The sequence below is a fragment of the Metaplanococcus flavidus genome, from assembly GCF_042675885.1.
GTDB classification, from domain to species: Bacteria; Bacillota; Bacilli; order Bacillales_A; family Planococcaceae; genus Planococcus; species Planococcus flavidus.
Genome location: NZ_JBHTKI010000012.1, coordinates 203,332 through 218,626 on the forward strand (window position 1 = coordinate 203,332; position 15,295 = coordinate 218,626).

14 protein-coding genes and 2 pseudogenes are annotated in these 15,295 nt (G+C 45.5%); 1 reads left to right on the forward strand and 15 read right to left on the reverse strand.

Annotation, left to right across the window (positions count from 1 at the left end; genetic code table 11):
• Positions 1–272 precede the first annotated feature (272 nt).
• The 10 genes and pseudogenes from ACFQ1X_RS09895 to rpsF all read right to left on the reverse strand — a co-directional run bounded on the left by ACFQ1X_RS09895 (position 273) and on the right by rpsF (position 10,688).
• Positions 273–1,559: an adenylosuccinate synthase gene (locus ACFQ1X_RS09895; protein WP_144839736.1), complete on the reverse strand. Its 1,287-nt coding sequence runs from the start codon at positions 1,557–1,559 to the stop codon at positions 273–275.
• A gap of 132 nt (positions 1,560–1,691) precedes the next feature.
• Complete coding sequence (gene dnaB, locus ACFQ1X_RS09900) at positions 1,692–3,047, reverse strand: replicative DNA helicase (RefSeq protein WP_144839734.1); 1,356 nt, start codon at positions 3,045–3,047, stop codon at positions 1,692–1,694.
• Positions 3,048–3,059: 12 nt separating this feature from the next.
• Positions 3,060–3,509, reverse strand: coding sequence for a 50S ribosomal protein L9 (gene rplI / locus ACFQ1X_RS09905; RefSeq protein WP_144839732.1), 450 nt, complete (start codon positions 3,507–3,509; stop codon positions 3,060–3,062).
• Positions 3,506–5,482 (reverse strand): DHH family phosphoesterase, encoded by a 1,977-nt coding sequence (locus ACFQ1X_RS09910; protein ID WP_144839730.1) that lies wholly within the window; start codon positions 5,480–5,482, stop codon positions 3,506–3,508. The genes rplI and ACFQ1X_RS09910 overlap by 4 nt, the downstream gene beginning before the upstream one ends.
• Positions 5,483–5,495: 13 nt before the next feature.
• A complete protein-coding gene (locus ACFQ1X_RS09915) occupies positions 5,496–6,455 on the reverse strand; it encodes a YybS family protein (RefSeq protein ID WP_144839728.1) in 960 nt (319 codons plus the stop codon).
• A 564-nt stretch (positions 6,456–7,019) separates the two neighbouring features.
• Entirely contained in the window at positions 7,020–7,256 is a 237-nt protein-coding gene (rpsR, locus tag ACFQ1X_RS09920; RefSeq protein WP_144839727.1) for a 30S ribosomal protein S18, read from the reverse strand.
• 51 nt (positions 7,257–7,307) lie between these two features.
• A pseudogene (locus tag ACFQ1X_RS09925) lies at positions 7,308–7,523 on the reverse strand (single-stranded DNA-binding protein); the annotation flags it as partial.
• Between the two features lie 163 nt (positions 7,524–7,686).
• Complete coding sequence (ltrA, locus tag ACFQ1X_RS09930) at positions 7,687–9,498, reverse strand: group II intron reverse transcriptase/maturase (protein ID WP_144839725.1); 1,812 nt, start codon at positions 9,496–9,498, stop codon at positions 7,687–7,689.
• Positions 9,499–10,080: 582 nt separating this feature from the next.
• Positions 10,081–10,350 (reverse strand): annotated as a pseudogene (ssb, locus tag ACFQ1X_RS09935) (single-stranded DNA-binding protein); the annotation flags it as partial.
• Between the two features lie 50 nt (positions 10,351–10,400).
• Positions 10,401–10,688 carry a 30S ribosomal protein S6 gene (gene rpsF, locus ACFQ1X_RS09940; protein ID WP_144839723.1) on the reverse strand — a complete coding sequence of 96 codons (288 nt, stop codon included), beginning with the start codon at positions 10,686–10,688 and terminating at the stop codon, positions 10,401–10,403.
• A 225-nt stretch (positions 10,689–10,913) separates the two neighbouring features.
• Here rpsF and ACFQ1X_RS09945 point away from each other — a divergent pair, with 225 nt between their 5' ends.
• Positions 10,914–11,465 (forward strand): DUF3267 domain-containing protein, encoded by a 552-nt coding sequence (locus tag ACFQ1X_RS09945; protein ID WP_144839721.1) that lies wholly within the window; start codon positions 10,914–10,916, stop codon positions 11,463–11,465.
• Between the two features lie 142 nt (positions 11,466–11,607).
• On the opposite strand, the gene ACFQ1X_RS09950 is transcribed toward ACFQ1X_RS09945, so the two are convergent.
• The 5 genes from ACFQ1X_RS09950 to ACFQ1X_RS09970 form a co-directional block, all read right to left on the reverse strand.
• Complete coding sequence (locus ACFQ1X_RS09950) at positions 11,608–11,982, reverse strand: gamma-glutamylcyclotransferase family protein (RefSeq protein ID WP_379082355.1); 375 nt, start codon at positions 11,980–11,982, stop codon at positions 11,608–11,610.
• Between the two features lie 119 nt (positions 11,983–12,101).
• Positions 12,102–13,202 (reverse strand): redox-regulated ATPase YchF, encoded by a 1,101-nt coding sequence (ychF, locus tag ACFQ1X_RS09955; RefSeq protein ID WP_144839717.1) that lies wholly within the window; start codon positions 13,200–13,202, stop codon positions 12,102–12,104.
• An 86-nt stretch (positions 13,203–13,288) separates the two neighbouring features.
• On the reverse strand, positions 13,289–13,489 hold the full coding sequence (locus tag ACFQ1X_RS09960) for a DUF951 domain-containing protein (RefSeq protein WP_144839715.1): 201 nt from the start codon (positions 13,487–13,489) through the stop codon (positions 13,289–13,291).
• A 143-nt stretch (positions 13,490–13,632) separates the two neighbouring features.
• Positions 13,633–14,523, reverse strand: coding sequence for a mechanosensitive ion channel family protein (locus ACFQ1X_RS09965; RefSeq protein ID WP_144839713.1), 891 nt, complete (start codon positions 14,521–14,523; stop codon positions 13,633–13,635).
• A 15-nt stretch (positions 14,524–14,538) separates the two neighbouring features.
• Positions 14,539–15,255: a DUF554 domain-containing protein gene (locus ACFQ1X_RS09970; protein WP_144839711.1), complete on the reverse strand. Its 717-nt coding sequence runs from the start codon at positions 15,253–15,255 to the stop codon at positions 14,539–14,541.
• Positions 15,256–15,295 lie beyond the last annotated feature (40 nt).

Below are 15,295 nucleotides of genomic sequence, written 5' to 3' on the forward strand. Positions count from 1 at the left end.
AGCTTAACGGGTGCCGTCGCTTTTCTTTGTCCAGACTCCAACGGCCAACTCCTCGAGGCGTAAGCCCCTCTGGCTGTACGGCTGAAAACACGCCGCTTCGCCAGAGTGTCTTACGCTTGTCGGAGCTTAACGGCCGTTTCCGCTTTTCGGTGTCCAGACTCCGGCGACCCAGCTCCTCGGGTCATAAGCCAGCCCAGCTGCGTGGCAGAACGCCACTTCGCTGGTCCGTCTTATGCCTTTCGGAGCTAAACGGGTGCCGTCGCTTTTCTTTGTTATCTCCAAACACTTGTAACAATATTCGTCTGGTTGCGGTCAGGTCCTACTGAGAAAATCGAGATTTGAACGCCTGTCAATTGCGAGATGCGCTCCAAATAATGGCGCGCGTTTTCAGGCAATTCATCGAGCGATTTGCAGCTCGTTACATCTTCCGTCCAGCCTGGAAGTTCTTCGTAGACCGGCTCGCAATCAGCAAGCATGCGAAGGTTCGCCGGATATTCTGTGATCAGCTCGCCCTGGTAACGGTATGCTGTACAGATTTTCACCGTATCAAGACCCGTCAGAACGTCGATCGAGTTGACCGTCAAATCCGTCAACCCGCTGACACGTCTCGCATGACGCACGACAACGCTGTCGAACCAACCGATGCGGCGCGGACGGCCAGTCGTGGTGCCGTATTCTTTGCCGACTGTGCGGATCTGGTCGCCGACTTCGTCGAATAATTCTGTTGGGAACGGTCCATCCCCTACACGTGATGTATAGGCTTTGCAGACACCGATAACATGGGAAATCATCGTCGGTCCTACACCCGCTCCAATAGTGACACCACCGGCAACCGGGTTGGATGAAGTTACGAAAGGATAAGTACCCTGGTCGATATCGAGCATTACGCCTTGTGCACCTTCAAACAATACGCGGCGGCCTTCGTCAAATGCATCGTTCAATACTTTCGATGTATCCGTCACGTATTTGGCGATTTCCTGGCCGTATTGATAATATTCCTCCATGATTTCTTCAACAGTAAAACCATCTGTTTCGTAAAATTTCTCAAACAGGCGATTTTTCTCTTTCAAGTTCATGCGAAGTTTTTCTTCAAATACGACATGATCCAGCAGATCGGCCATACGGATTCCGACGCGTGCAGCTTTGTCCATATATGCCGGTCCGATGCCTTTTCCGGTCGTGCCGATTTTATTGGCGCCACGGCGCGCTTCTTCCACTTCGTCCTGCTTGATGTGATAAGGCAGTAGAACGTGTGCGCGATTTGAAATGCGCAGGTTTTCTGTTGTGACGCCACGGTCGTGGAGGCCTTTCAATTCTTTGACCAATGCTTTCGGGTCCACGACCATGCCGTTGCCGATCACTGAAGTTTTATCTTTATAGAATATTCCTGATGGAATCAAGTGCAATTTATATGTTTCTCCGCCAAAGATGATTGTGTGCCCGGCGTTATTTCCGCCCTGATAGCGTGCAATCACTTCCGCGTGCTCGGATAGAAAATCCGTGATTTTCCCTTTGCCTTCGTCTCCCCATTGCGTTCCTACTACTACGACTGATGTCATTGTCCGCACCTCCGTCAGGCTTTCGCCCTTGTTTCAAACAGTGTCCATTGTATCAATGAAACCTATTTTCGTCAATAAAAAATCAAAGAAAACACGAACATAAAATGCGTTTCCACATTTGAATGTTCGTGTTTAGAAGTCGCCGCCGGATTCGTGCTGACTCCAGTCGATGGTGACGAATTTATTGTATTCTTTCACAAAAGCCAGCTTCACTGTGCCGGTCGGGCCGTTACGCTGCTTGGCAATGATGATTTCAATCATGTTCTGATCTTCTGTTTCCTTGTCGTAATAATCTTCCCGGTACAGGAACGACACAATATCGGCATCCTGCTCAATACTTCCGGATTCACGAAGATCCGACATCATCGGCCGCTTGTCCTGGCGCTGCTCCACTCCACGGGAAAGCTGGGACAGTGCGATGACCGGAACTTCAAGTTCACGGGCCAGGCCTTTGAGGGAACGGGAAATATCCGATACTTCCTGCTGGCGGTTTTCGCCGGATTTGCCGGGACCAGCGATCAACTGAAGATAATCGATCATGATCATGCCGAGACCGTACTCCTGTTTCAAACGACGGCATTTCGCGCGGATATCATTGACCCGGATGCCCGGCGTATCGTCGATGAAAATTCCGGCATTCGACAGACTGCCCATCGCCATCGTCAGCTTGCGCCAGTCTTCGTTCTGCAAAGCACCGGTACGCAGCACCTGCGCATCAATATTGCCTTCCGCACAGAGCATACGCATGACGAGCTGTTCCGCACCCATCTCGAGACTGAAGATGGCCACATTTTCATCGGTCTTTGTTGCAACGTTCTGTGCGACGTTGAGTGCAAATGCCGTCTTACCGACAGAAGGACGTGCAGCCACGATAATCAGGTCGTTGCGCTGAAATCCTGCCGTTATCTTATCGAGGTCCTTGAACCCGGTAGGAATGCCTGTGACGTCCCCTTTGCGGGTATGCAGCAACTCGATGTTGTCATACGTCTTCACAAGCACATCTTTAATATGAATGAAGTCGCCGGCATTTTTACGGCTGGACACTTCCATCATTTTCTTTTCCGCTTCAGCAAGCAATGCTTCCACTTCATCTTCGCGGCTGAAACCGTCTTCCACAATGGAAGTCGCTACGCGGATCAGGCGGCGCAGCAAAGCTTTCTCTTCCACGATATGGGCGTAATGGCCGACGTTCGCCGCGGTCGGCACCGCATTGGCGATTTCCGTCAAATACGACAGCCCGCCGACATCTTCCAATTCCTTTTTAGCGGAAAGCTCTTCTGTTACTGTCACCACATCAATCGCTTTTCCGCGATCCGATAAATTGATCATTGTCTGGAATATTTTCTGGTGCGCGATGCGGTAGAAATCTTCCGGCATAACAATTTCTGCAACCGAAATTAAAGATTGCGGCTCTAAGAATATGGCACCGAGAACCGATTGCTCGGCTTCCTGGTTATGCGGAGGGACACGATCCATAACATCATTCATCGGTCCATCTCCTTACGTTTCTTCTGTTACATGAACTTTGAGCGTCGCTGTTACATCGTTGCGCAATTTTACCGGCACATTTGTGTAGCCAAGCGCGCGGATGGCGTCATCCAACTCCATTTTGCGTTTGTCCAATTTGATGCCGTGGGTTTTTTCAAGTTCTTTCGCAATTTGCTTTGTTGTGATGGAACCGAATAGACGGCCGCCTTCACCGGATTTTGCTGTCAGCTCGATTGTCAGAGTTTCCAGTTCTTCTTTCAATTTCTGGGCTTCTGCCAATTCCTGCGCAGATTCTTTTTCCTCTTTTTTCTTCTGGCCGGCCAATTGGCTGATTGCTGCCTGATCGGCTTCTTTTGCCAAATTGTTTTTCAATAGGAAGTTATGTGCATAACCGTCCGCCACATTTTTAATGTCACCTTTTTTGCCTTTGCCTTTTACGTCTTTCAAAAATATTACCTTCATTCGGATTGATCCCCCTCATAAGTTTCTAAAATAGTTTGTTTTACGCTCTCAATCGCTTCTTCAATGGTCGCTTCCGGCATCTGCGTCGCCGCATTTGTCAAATGGCCGCCGCCTCCGAGATTTTCCATAATGACCTGGACATTCACTTCTCCGAGCGAGCGTGCCGATATGCCGATGCCGCCTTCAACCCGTTCCGCAATGACAAACGATGCGTTGACATCTTTCATCGTCAGCAGGATATCCGCCGTCTGTGCGATCAGCACCGGGCTGTAGGTTTGTCCTGCCTGACCGTGGGCAACCGCGATGCCGTTGCCGACAAATTCAACTGTTTCAACGATTCTCGCACGTTCAAGATACGTATCCATATCTTCTTTCAGAATGCGCTGCACCAGTACGGTGTCTGCGCCGTTTGCGCGCAAATAGGATGCCGCCTCGAATGTACGGGCTCCTGTCCGCAATGTAAAACTTTTTGTATCCACGATAATTCCCGCAAGCATTGCTGTTGCTTCCAGCATCGACAGCTTTTCATGCTTCGGTTGATATTCAATCAATTCCGTCACCAGTTCGACAGTGGAAGATGCATAAGGTTCCATATAAACAAGCATGGTATTGGTGATGAATTCTTCGCCTCTGCGGTGGTGATCAATTAATACGACCCTTTCCATCCGCTGAAGCAGCCGTTCTTCGATGACCATCGACGGCTTATGCGTATCCACTACAACGAGCAGCGAATTATCCGTCATATCGGCCAGCGCCTCTTCCGGCGTGATAAATTGTTCGAAAAGATCATCATCTTTTTCGATTTCCTCCATCAGGCGGCTGACGCTGCGGTCGTATTCATCGAAATCGAGCACGATGCGTGCTTTGACCTGATTCATCGCCGCCATTTTGGCGACTCCGACTGCTGCCCCGATGGCATCCATATCCGGCATCTTATGCCCCATGATAAACACCTGGTCGCTGTCCTGGATCAGATCGCGCAATGCGTGCGAAATGACGCGAGCCCGAACCCGCGTACGTTTTTCGACCGGGTTGGTTTTGCCTCCGTAAAACTTCACTTTTCCGCTCGGATGTTTGATCGCCACCTGGTCGCCTCCGCGGCCAAGAACCAGATCAAGCCCCGACTGCGCCATGCTGCCAAGTTCGACAAGCGATGCCGAACCGGCACCTACACCGATACTCAGGGTCAGTGCCAGATTATCTTTTGCTGTCACTTCCCGGATATCATCCAGGATGGCAAATTTCGACATCTCCAGCTGTTTCAGGATTGATTCGTTAAATACGGCCATGAAACGGTCTGATGAAACCCGTTTGACGAAGATACCGTGTGTCGCTCCCCAGTCATTGACGAGCGACGTGACCAGACTGTTCAAATTGCTGCGCGTCTGATCGTCCATGCCCTGGGCCAATTCATCATAATTATCGATGAACAGAATGCCGATGACAGTGCGATCCGCGTAATACAATGTTTCGATTTCCACTTGTTCCGTAATGTCGAAAAGATAGAATAACCGGTCATCCGCTTTATAGTAGACGCGGTATTTACGATCGCCGAGAGTGATCGTCAAATCCCGGATTTCTTCTGATTTCACCAATGTGTGAAAATCGTCCGACAAAGTGTAAATCGACTCGCCGATCAAGGTGTCATATTCAAGTACAGAGCTGATATAGGGATTCGCCCACTCAATATCGAAATTGTCATTTGCCAATAAAATACCGATCGGCATTTCAAGCAACGCCTCTTCCCCGACTTTTTTCATTCGGTAGGAAAGGGTTTCAATATGTTTTTCGGTTGTTTCATATGTCCTTTTTTCAATTAGCCACGTATACGCAAAAGCGGCAGCGAAAAGAAAAAAGAATATACCCGCAGCCAATTCTGATAAAAACGCGATCATAATTGTTGCGGCCAGTCCCAGTATAAGCAATGCCAAGAGCGGGTACCTCAATTTTCTTTTCCTAAAAAAAGCCGACATTCATTTCAGCTCCTTATTTCCCTTTAAAATCATGTGCCTTTTTGACCCAGCCCCGGATATCGAATCCAAGGTCCACGATTCCAACGATTATTGTAAATGCCTGTAACGGCAATGCCAGGATTGTGACAACGACTGTCACCCATTTCGGCCAGCCTTCCTGCTTGATATAGAAATGGTAGAAAGATATCCCCTGCAGGAACAGAAGCATCTGTAAAAGCATTGTCGCATTCATAAACGCTAAGTATGCCATAGTTCCCTGTTCCAATTCCATCAGCAATGAAATAAGTAATACGATTAAATAATACCATAATACAGATTTCGGTAATTTCATATCAGAAAATGGAGGGAATTTTGGAACCGCTATGCCCAGCCGTTTTAAAACCGGCAAATTAATCAGCAGAAGGATCCAGACAGTCATAAAAACTGCCATAATGAGCAAAGTTGGTATCAAAGTTTCCAATGAAGTAAGCATTTGCCTTGAAGCTTCATTGTACTGTTCAATTTGTTCGGCATCGCCGCCGATTCGTTCCACCCATTCTCCACCTTTAGCATACGTTGTGCGGGTCATTGTAATAAATTCTTCTATAACATTGATACCCAGAAGCCAGATTGAAATCACATATTGCGCCATGACCGAAAACAGCGTCACAAGGCTTGCGCTGATGAACATGAATAATTTACTTTTCCTGTAATGGATTGACTGTCCAATAGCCAGCCCCAACGGCAGATAAATCAGTGCCAGCGGAAGAGATAAAATACCACCGATGATAAAGCTGAGAAACAGGCAGACCGCAGCAAACAGTGCAGTCGGTTTCCATGAATATTTGGCGCTGTACCAGGCTGCCGGCAAAGCCAGAAACAAGGTGGTAACTACATTTAAAAGAGGAACGTATACCGAAATGGCCAGCAATACCGTAAACACTGCCGCCATCAAAGCACCGTTCGTTATTTGTTTTGTGCGTTGATTTTGCATGAAGCTGTTTTTCCCCTTCTTTCGGGTTTATTTCATCCTTATAATTGTAACACGATTGCAGAACGTGAACAAAAAAGGGTGAAGCCTCGAGGCACTGCATCTGCCTCGCCCTCTTCTTTAAAAGTTCACATATGTATGAAAATAAAAAAATGTTTCTACTATATAACCGATATTCCGCAAAACAGCTTGCTTGCCTGGGGGCTCGCACTGAGCTAACTCGGGCTCGTTCCACTTCGCCCGAGTGGATCTCAGCACTTCGCTTGGTCCCCTGGGCGTCTTCGCTGTTTTGCTCCATATCTTCGGAAATTCTTAAATAAAAATGCGAGATTTAGAAATTTCATTTTTAAATGTAATAGCAAGTTAGATAACAAATCCCGAATGAAGCAGCAGGCGGCGACTCCTGCGGGAATAGCGTGAGTCCTGAGACCCCACAGTGAGCGAAGCGAGCGAGGAGGCTCAGGCCACGCCCGCGGAAAGCGTCCGCCTAGAGCGAAATGATTAGAACAGACAATAGTTTTTCGACAAACACAAAAAGACCGGTTTCCCGGTCTTTTTGTGTGTTAATTATCTTTCTTCCGCAACAAACGGAATAAGTGCCATGATACGAGCGCGTTTGATAGCGATTGTCAACTTACGTTGCCATTTAGCGCTTGTGCCTGTAACACGACGTGGCAAGATTTTCCCTCTTTCAGAAATGAATTTCTTCAATAGGTCTGTATCTTTATAGTCGATTGCCGTGATGTTGTTTGACGTAAAATAACAAACCTTTTTACGCTTTTTGCCTCCGCGACGTGGTGCCATATCGAATTACCTCCTTTTTGTTAAGATTTTAAGCCCTTTGGCCAGTTCCTCTTAGAACGGCAGATCGTCATCCGAAACTTCGATCGGTCCGCTGTTGTTCGAGAATGGATCCTGGTCTACACGGGTATGATTATTTTGCTGACTTGGCTGACTTGTCGGTTGGTTCTGCTGATAGGATGGCTGTTGCCCTTGTGAACGGTCTGAACCGGCATTTGCGCTTCGCGGTTCAAGGAATTGAACGCTGTCCGCCACCACTTCAGTCGTATAGTAGGATAAGAACCCGACGCCTTGCTTAGATTCCATCAGTGCGGTTCATATAGTCAATTGCGCTCTACGAACTGTACTCTTGCGATGTCTCTAAGTAGGTTTCCTTGAACTCTCCTCCAAACCGTACGTACACCTCTCGATGTATACGGCTTTCCACTTGTATTTAGTCTAGTAAGCCTCTATGCAGTTTGTAGTGACAATCTCGGCAGAGTGCTAAAGTCTTCCTGTTTCTGGCAATCATGAATTTTCCCCATTTCTTCTTTCCACTTAGGTCTTTAAGTTTCCTGACGTGATGGATTTCGATTGGGTTTTCTTTTTCATGACACCATTCGCATTTTTCAGCTTTTAATCTGTCCGTTAGATTTGTTCTACTCTTGTACTTCATAGTGGTGGGTAATTTATCAACTTCTTGATTTATGATTTTTGTTCCCTTGCGGATGGGTTCATCAAAGAAGATAATACTTCTTTCTATGCCCTTGCTGTTTGTATATTTAACTCCTAATTTGCCATTGACGCTGTACTTCTTGTTCATGGTTTTGGCGTTAGTTTTGTACTTATTAGCTAGAGTTTTAAGTAAGCTCCATCTCATCCAAAATCTAAAGTCATTTAACATGTGTACGTCGTTGGCTAGTTGGTAGTAATTATACAAACCTCTAATTTCCGCGTTATAGGTGAGAAAAATCTCTAAATCATCGTTGTTTAATAGAGATGCTCTATGCATTGCTCTGAACTGTTTACCATCGTTACTTATTTTGATGGCTTTCAGTTCGAAGAGTTTATTTATCCATACATCTTTTGACATTGATAAATTGACGGCATTGTTGTATCTTCTCTTTGAGATTCCGTTGGAATCTTTACTTCTGTTGTCGTTTTTACCTATGAACACTTCATATCCAAGAAAATTAGCTTTTTCTGGTGAGTGAGTAATAAGAGTTTTATCCGGTGAGAGATTGAGCTTTAATGTTTCCTTGAGGAAACCTGTCAATTCTGCCTTTATCATTTCAGCGTCCTTTTTACTCCCGATTACACTTATGAGGAAGTCGTCTGCGTATCTAACATACTGAATTCGTTTGAAGTTTTCGTCAAAAGGTTCTGTTGAGGGGAAACGGTAGGTTTCCTCTTTTAGATTTTTGATGATATTTATTGCTTCAGCTTTTTCAGCGTCAGATAGATGCTCTTTAGTTTCCTCATATCTTTTTCTTGCTCTGTATAATCTTTGAGAAGCCATTTTATATTCATGGCTCCTAGCTCTTTTCTTTCCTATATCGAATTTTCCTTTGAGTTCTTCTACAAACTCATCTAATTCATTTAGGTAGATGTTAGCTAGCAGGGGGCTGATGATTCCTCCTTGTGGTGTTCCGCTAATAGTTTTATGAAAGGTCCATTCTTCCATGTATCCTGCTTTCAAGAATTTCTGGATCAGTTGGATGAAGCGTTCGTCCTTGATTCTTCTTCTTAGGATACCTATAAGGGTTTGATGGTCGATGTTATCGAAGAAACCTTCGATATCTCCCTCAATCCACCATTTTGCACCAGTTGCTAAAGTTTGGAATTGTTCAAGAGCTGTGTGACAACTTCTGTTAGGTCTGAAACCATGAGATTTATCAGAGAAGTTTTTATCATATATACTTTCGAGAATCATTCTTAACACTTCTTGAACGAGTTTGTCATCGAAGGAAGGAATACCTAGCGGTCTCTTCTTCCCATTTTTCTTAGGGATGTAAACTCTTCGTGCTGGATTTGGTTTATAGCTCAAATCCTTGATTCTTTCTATTATATTGTTGATTCTCTCAATACTCATGCCGTCTATCGTAAGATTGTCATTCCCTTTAGTCATGTTTCCTTCTTTAGCGTATATGTTGCTATACGCTGTTAAGTAGAAATCAACATTATAAAGGTTTCTGTATAGTCTATGAAATTCATAGTTGGCATCTTTTCCCTCTAGACTGTCCAATACCGAAAGTGGATTTCTCATAGTGCCTCACGCACCTTTCCATATTCTCTATTGAACATTGCAAGCTGTTCCCCTTCGCCATGTGATAGGCTTTCCCTATCTCGGACTACTACGAGAACTCCGTTACCATACTGGATATTCAGACACTAAATGTCATAGCCCATTAGGGCTTTCCAGGTTAGGTAATCCCCATTAAATACGATGAATACAGCGTTCGTATGATTTCGGTTGCACCTTTCACCCTTTTATATCGATGATATATAGCCGATATTCCTTCACAACGCAACACAACCGAGTCTAATTTGTGTTGCTGAACATCGCATGACATGTCTAGCCATCTTTTGTCACGGGTGGCATTATTCCACTTTGGGTTAGTGTTCAAGCAGTTTAGCTTTCAACCTTGTTCATACTACTTTTATCGTCTCGCAGTTCAGTTGTGGAATGATGACTTTCCAACTTACCACTTTACAACCATGCTACACTCCCCGTTTGGTTTCCCTCTCGGATAAGGTTGTTGACGAACAGATGTGCTTTAAGCACTTTTGTGAATTATCTGTATGTTTACGCTACTAACATTTTATTCATCGCACCTGATGGGCGCACAACACGTTTTCCATCCTGTCCCTCGTAGCTGCCTGTCTGGATACGGCCTTCAACACCTGCCAAGCTTCCTTTTTTCAGGAAGTTCGCTGTGTTTTCAGCTTGTTTGCGCCAAACAGTACAGTTGATAAAATCCGCTTCTTTTTCACCTTGCGCATTGGAGAATGTCCGGTTTACAGCCAGTGTAAAACGTGTCACCGCCGCCCCGCTTGGTGTGTAGCGAAGATCTGGATCTTTTGTCAGCCTTCCGACTAAAACAACTCGGTTAATCATCAGAATTCAACCTCCTTTAAGTCAAGAATATTTACAATTCCATATGGCGCTTACGCGTCTTTGCGTACAGCGATATGGCGAATGATGTCTTCGTTAATGTTCGCAAGACGTGTAAATTCGTTGATAGCTTCAGAGCCAGCGTTAAGTTTAACGATCTGGTAGAAACCTTCACGCAAATCATTGATCTCGTAAGCTAAACGACGTTTACCCCATTCTTTCGACTCGATGATTTCAGCACCGTTAGTAGTAAGGATTTCGTCAAAACGCTCAACTAGAGCTTTTTTCGCTTCCTCTTCAATTGCAGGCTGAATAATGTACATTAGTTCATACTCTCTCATCGTGTTGTCACCTCCTTATGGACTTGGGCCCTACTGATTTCAGCGGGCAAGGAGCAAGCAATTAAAAATATTACTCACATCACTGTATTGTAGCACAAACGGATATGCCCTGCAACTGTCATTTCCACAGGATAATCAGCTATAATTTCATTATATAGAGGAAAACTTCTCTCTTTTAGAATCCCTCTTCACCACCGAATTTTCAAACGAAAAGGAAGTGAACCAGTGAAACCTTCATCCGTAATCGAATTAAAACTGGAAGAAATCGCACCTAAAATGCTGTGGATCAATATATGGCTGCTGATCGCTTTTGCTGTCGCCTATCACCTGTTTGCAGAGCCCTTAACATTCGGCTTTTCCCTTTTTGGCATTGCCTATTTTACAATCGGCTATATCGTGTTGATCCTATTGCATGAACTTTTTCATCTTATTGGTTTCATAGTGTTCGGAAAAGTGCCGCTTTCTTCCCTCAGTTACGGCATTGATTTGTCTAAGGGCTATGCCTACGCGACCAGCAGCGCACCGGTTCAAAACAAGACAATGCGCAAAGTGCTGCTGTTGCCTTTTTGGACCACTGCTGTTCTTCCGACGATCATCGGTTTCTGGCTGGAAGACCAGGTTCTCGTGCTCCTCGGTGCGATGCTCGCTACTGGGGCAGCGGGAGATTTTCTGATGCACAGTAAATTGCGCAAAGAAAAAGACGAAGCCTGGATCCTCGATGATCCTTCACAGCCCCGTCTTCGTATTTATGATGAATATCCCGAGTCCTTAGAATGAACGGTTTTCTTGTTTCTACTTTTCTTTGTCCAGACTCCAGCCACCCAGCTCTTCGGGTCATAAGGCAACCCAGCTGCGCGGCCAAGGCCACTTCGCTGGTCTGCCTTATGCCTTTCAGAGCTTAACGGGCGCTGTCGCTTTTCTATACGTATGCAATATCCCAAACGCCGCCTGAAATTTTCGTTTTCAATAGCTCTTTATCTTTTGCCAGATACACCGTGGCTTCCAGAACTTCTCCGTTAACTTCCACAGGAATCACCGCTTTCTCGTAAAGATCGGTTGCTTCATCTCCTGTGCAGTCTTCAAGAAAGTCGATTGCCGGCCACAGCACTTCCGGTATTTCGTAAACTTCTCCGTGGATCTGATCCGTTCCATCCAGTCTCATCGCCGGATAGCCGAGTCCGGTATCATAAAGAGAACCTGCAGCAACTGCCTGCTCAGCTTTCAAGGAAGCTTCCTCCAGATAGAAATGATATTTTCCGCCTGTCTTTAATGTTCCATATACAAATAACAACATGTTTTACCCTCCCAAATTAAAAACCGGATGCAAAAAGGCATCCGGTTTGGTTTATTATTCCTGACTCGGTCTGTCGCCTTGGTTATTCTTGAGTTGTATCCATGGCGGCTTCCAAAGTCTTACACATTAAATCTGAACAACATGACATCGCCGTCTTTGACAAGATATTCCTTGCCTTCCTGGCGAACTTTCCCAGCTTCTTTTGCAGAAGCCATTGAACCGGCTTCCACCAGCTCTTCATAAGCTACTGTTTCGGCACGAATAAAACCACGCTCGAAATCAGAGTGAATTACACCGGCACATTGCGGGGCTTTCATCCCTTTTTTGAATGTCCATGCACGAACTTCCTGCACGCCGGCAGTGAAGTATGTCGCAAGTCCAAGCAAATTGTACGATGCTTTGACCAATTGATCCAAGCCTGATTCTTCGATGCCAAGTTCTTCAAGGAACATTTCTTTTTCCTCATCTTCCAACTCGGCCATTTCTTCCTCAATTTTCGCACAAACCACGATGACCTCTGAATTATCTTCAGCCGCATATTTCCGTACTTCCTGCACGTACGGATTATTATCAGCTTCTGCAATTTCATCTTCAGCTACGTTGGCAACATAAAGCATAGGCTTTAGTGTCAATAAATTCAAGTTTTTAGCAATACGCATTTCATCATCCGTAAAATCGATGGACCGGGCAAGCTTTCCTTCTTCGAAGGTTTCGCGCAATTTCATAAGAACCGGCTCTTCCGCCACTGCTTCCTTGTCTTTTTGTTTAACAAGTTTCGCTGCACGGGCAATCCTTTTTTCAATGCTTTCCATATCAGCAAGAATCAATTCAAGATTGATGACTTCAATATCGGAAATCGGATCCACATTTCCGGACACGTGTGTAACGTTGTCATCTGCAAAACAGCGCACTACCTGGCAGATGGCATCCACTTCACGAATGTGTGAGAGGAATTTATTGCCCAATCCTTCACCTTTGCTGGCGCCTTTTACGATACCCGCAATGTCCGTGAATTCAAACGCAGTCGGAACAGTTTTTTTCGGTTCGACCAATTCAGTCAGTTTATCTAAGCGTTCATCCGGAACTTCTACAATCCCGACGTTTGGGTCTATTGTACAGAACGGGTAATTTGCCGCTTCCGCGCCCGCTTTAGTTATAGCGTTAAATAATGTGGATTTCCCTACGTTTGGTAATCCTACAATCCCTGCAGTTAATGCCAAAGGATTCACGACCTTTCTTTTATAAAAAACAATTTATTTTTTACAGCTTCTCTATTATAGGAACAGAACAACGAAATGTCCATTAATCATTCCGTTTCGGCTTTTACCAGAACTTTTTTCATCTTCTTATTGAATTCATTTCGTGGAATCATGACGCTGTGCTGGCATCCTTCACATTTGATGCGGATATCCGCACCCATCCGGATGATTTTCCAGGCATTTGCGCCGCAAGGATGGCCTTTTTTCATTTCAACGACATCATTCAGACCGAACTCTTTCATTTCCATCGTCCAAACTCCCTTATCCCGTATTAACGGTCAGTATGACTCCCTCTTCTTCGAACGGGAGATCCGACTGACCATAAAAACCCGATTGGATCAACTAACGTTCAGCGGTAGTAAATATTCCCGCTGAACGAAGTTTCTCTTTATTACTTTTTGGCAATTGCTGTCGAATTCGATGCTTCCGGCGAGCGCTGCATCATCACCATGCGGGGGTAAGGAATTTCAACTCCACGTTGATCGAGGAATTCCTTTAAATCCCGACGCATACTTCTGGCGATTGCAAAATGCTGCATCGGCAAGGTCTCGGCTGTAATGCGCATGACCACTTCTGTTGTCGTCAGATTTTGTACTCCGAGCAATTCAGCCGGCTTGATGATCTGTTCATAACGATCCTGCAGAGTTTCCAGAAACTCAATAATCAGGTTTTCCACTTTCGCAATATCCGATTCATAGGAAATATTGACATCCACCACCGCAATCGAATTATGAATGGAAAAATTGACTACATCGGTTACATTGCCGTTCGGAAAAATGAATAATTCCCCCGTCCATGCCTTCACTTTTGTCGTCCGCAATCCAATTTCTTCAACCGTGCCTTCAGCCAGCCCGATCCGCACGTAATCACCTACCGAAAACTGGTCTTCAAAAATGATGAAAAATCCAGTGATGATATCGCGCACGAGGTTCTGCGCACCGAAGCCGATTGCGAGACCCAGCACACCTGCACCGGCTATCAACCCGGTAATGTCGATCGTGAAGGTCGATAACACCGCAATGATGGCAACAAAATACACGACATAAGCCACAACATTTTCAAGCAATTTCGACAAAGTCTGCTGACGCCGCTCATTGTATTTCAACGGTCCGCGGATCCTGACCGAGAATGTTTTCCGTACGACAACTCTTATGACAATTACGGTAATATAGGCGGCCAGTGTAATCAGGATCACTTTCACAATGATCCAACCAAACCCTATCCACATCGCCTCATCTGTCAGCATCTCAAAGGCTGCCTCATACAGGCTTTCTAAAGTCATTATTGTTTCACTTCCTTAAGGCATCAAATTGAATTGATAAATTACCGTGACTGCCAATGCAACAACTAAAATTCCGGGCAATAAATTCGCCACCCGTATTTTTGTAATACCCATCAGATTAAAACCGATTGCGACAATCATTATACCGCCGGCAGCTGACATTTCTGAGATAAACAAATCGAGTGCCGCCTCAGGTATAAGCAGGCTGATCTGCGTGGCAAAAAGCGCAATCAGCCCCTGATAAACGAATACCGGCGCAGCAGATAATAATACTCCGATGCCCAGCGTCGACGCCAGGATGATCGAGGTGAATCCATCGATAATGCCTTTCGAGATCAAAACGCCGTGTTCATTGCTCAGGCCGCTTTCCAAAGCGCCGATGATACCCATTGCCCCGATCACGAAAATCAGCGTGGCGGTAACAAAGCCCTGTGCGATACTTCCCTTGCTTTCTTTCGCGCCAAGTTTAACTTCAATCCAATGGCCAAAATTATTGAGTTTCCCGTCAAGATTCGCCCATTCACCGATGACCGTTCCAAACACCAGGCTGATGATGACAATTACGAAATTCTGGCTTTCGAATCCCATTTGCAGGCCGAGCACCACTACTGCCAATCCAATCGCATACATAACTGTTTCCTTCATCTTATCCGGGATATTCCGAAGAGCTCTGCCGATAAGAGTTCCTGCAATTATCAATGCCGCATTTATCAACGTTCCTAAAAGAACCATCTATCCAGCTCCTTCCCCCACTCCAAAACTGACTCGCCAC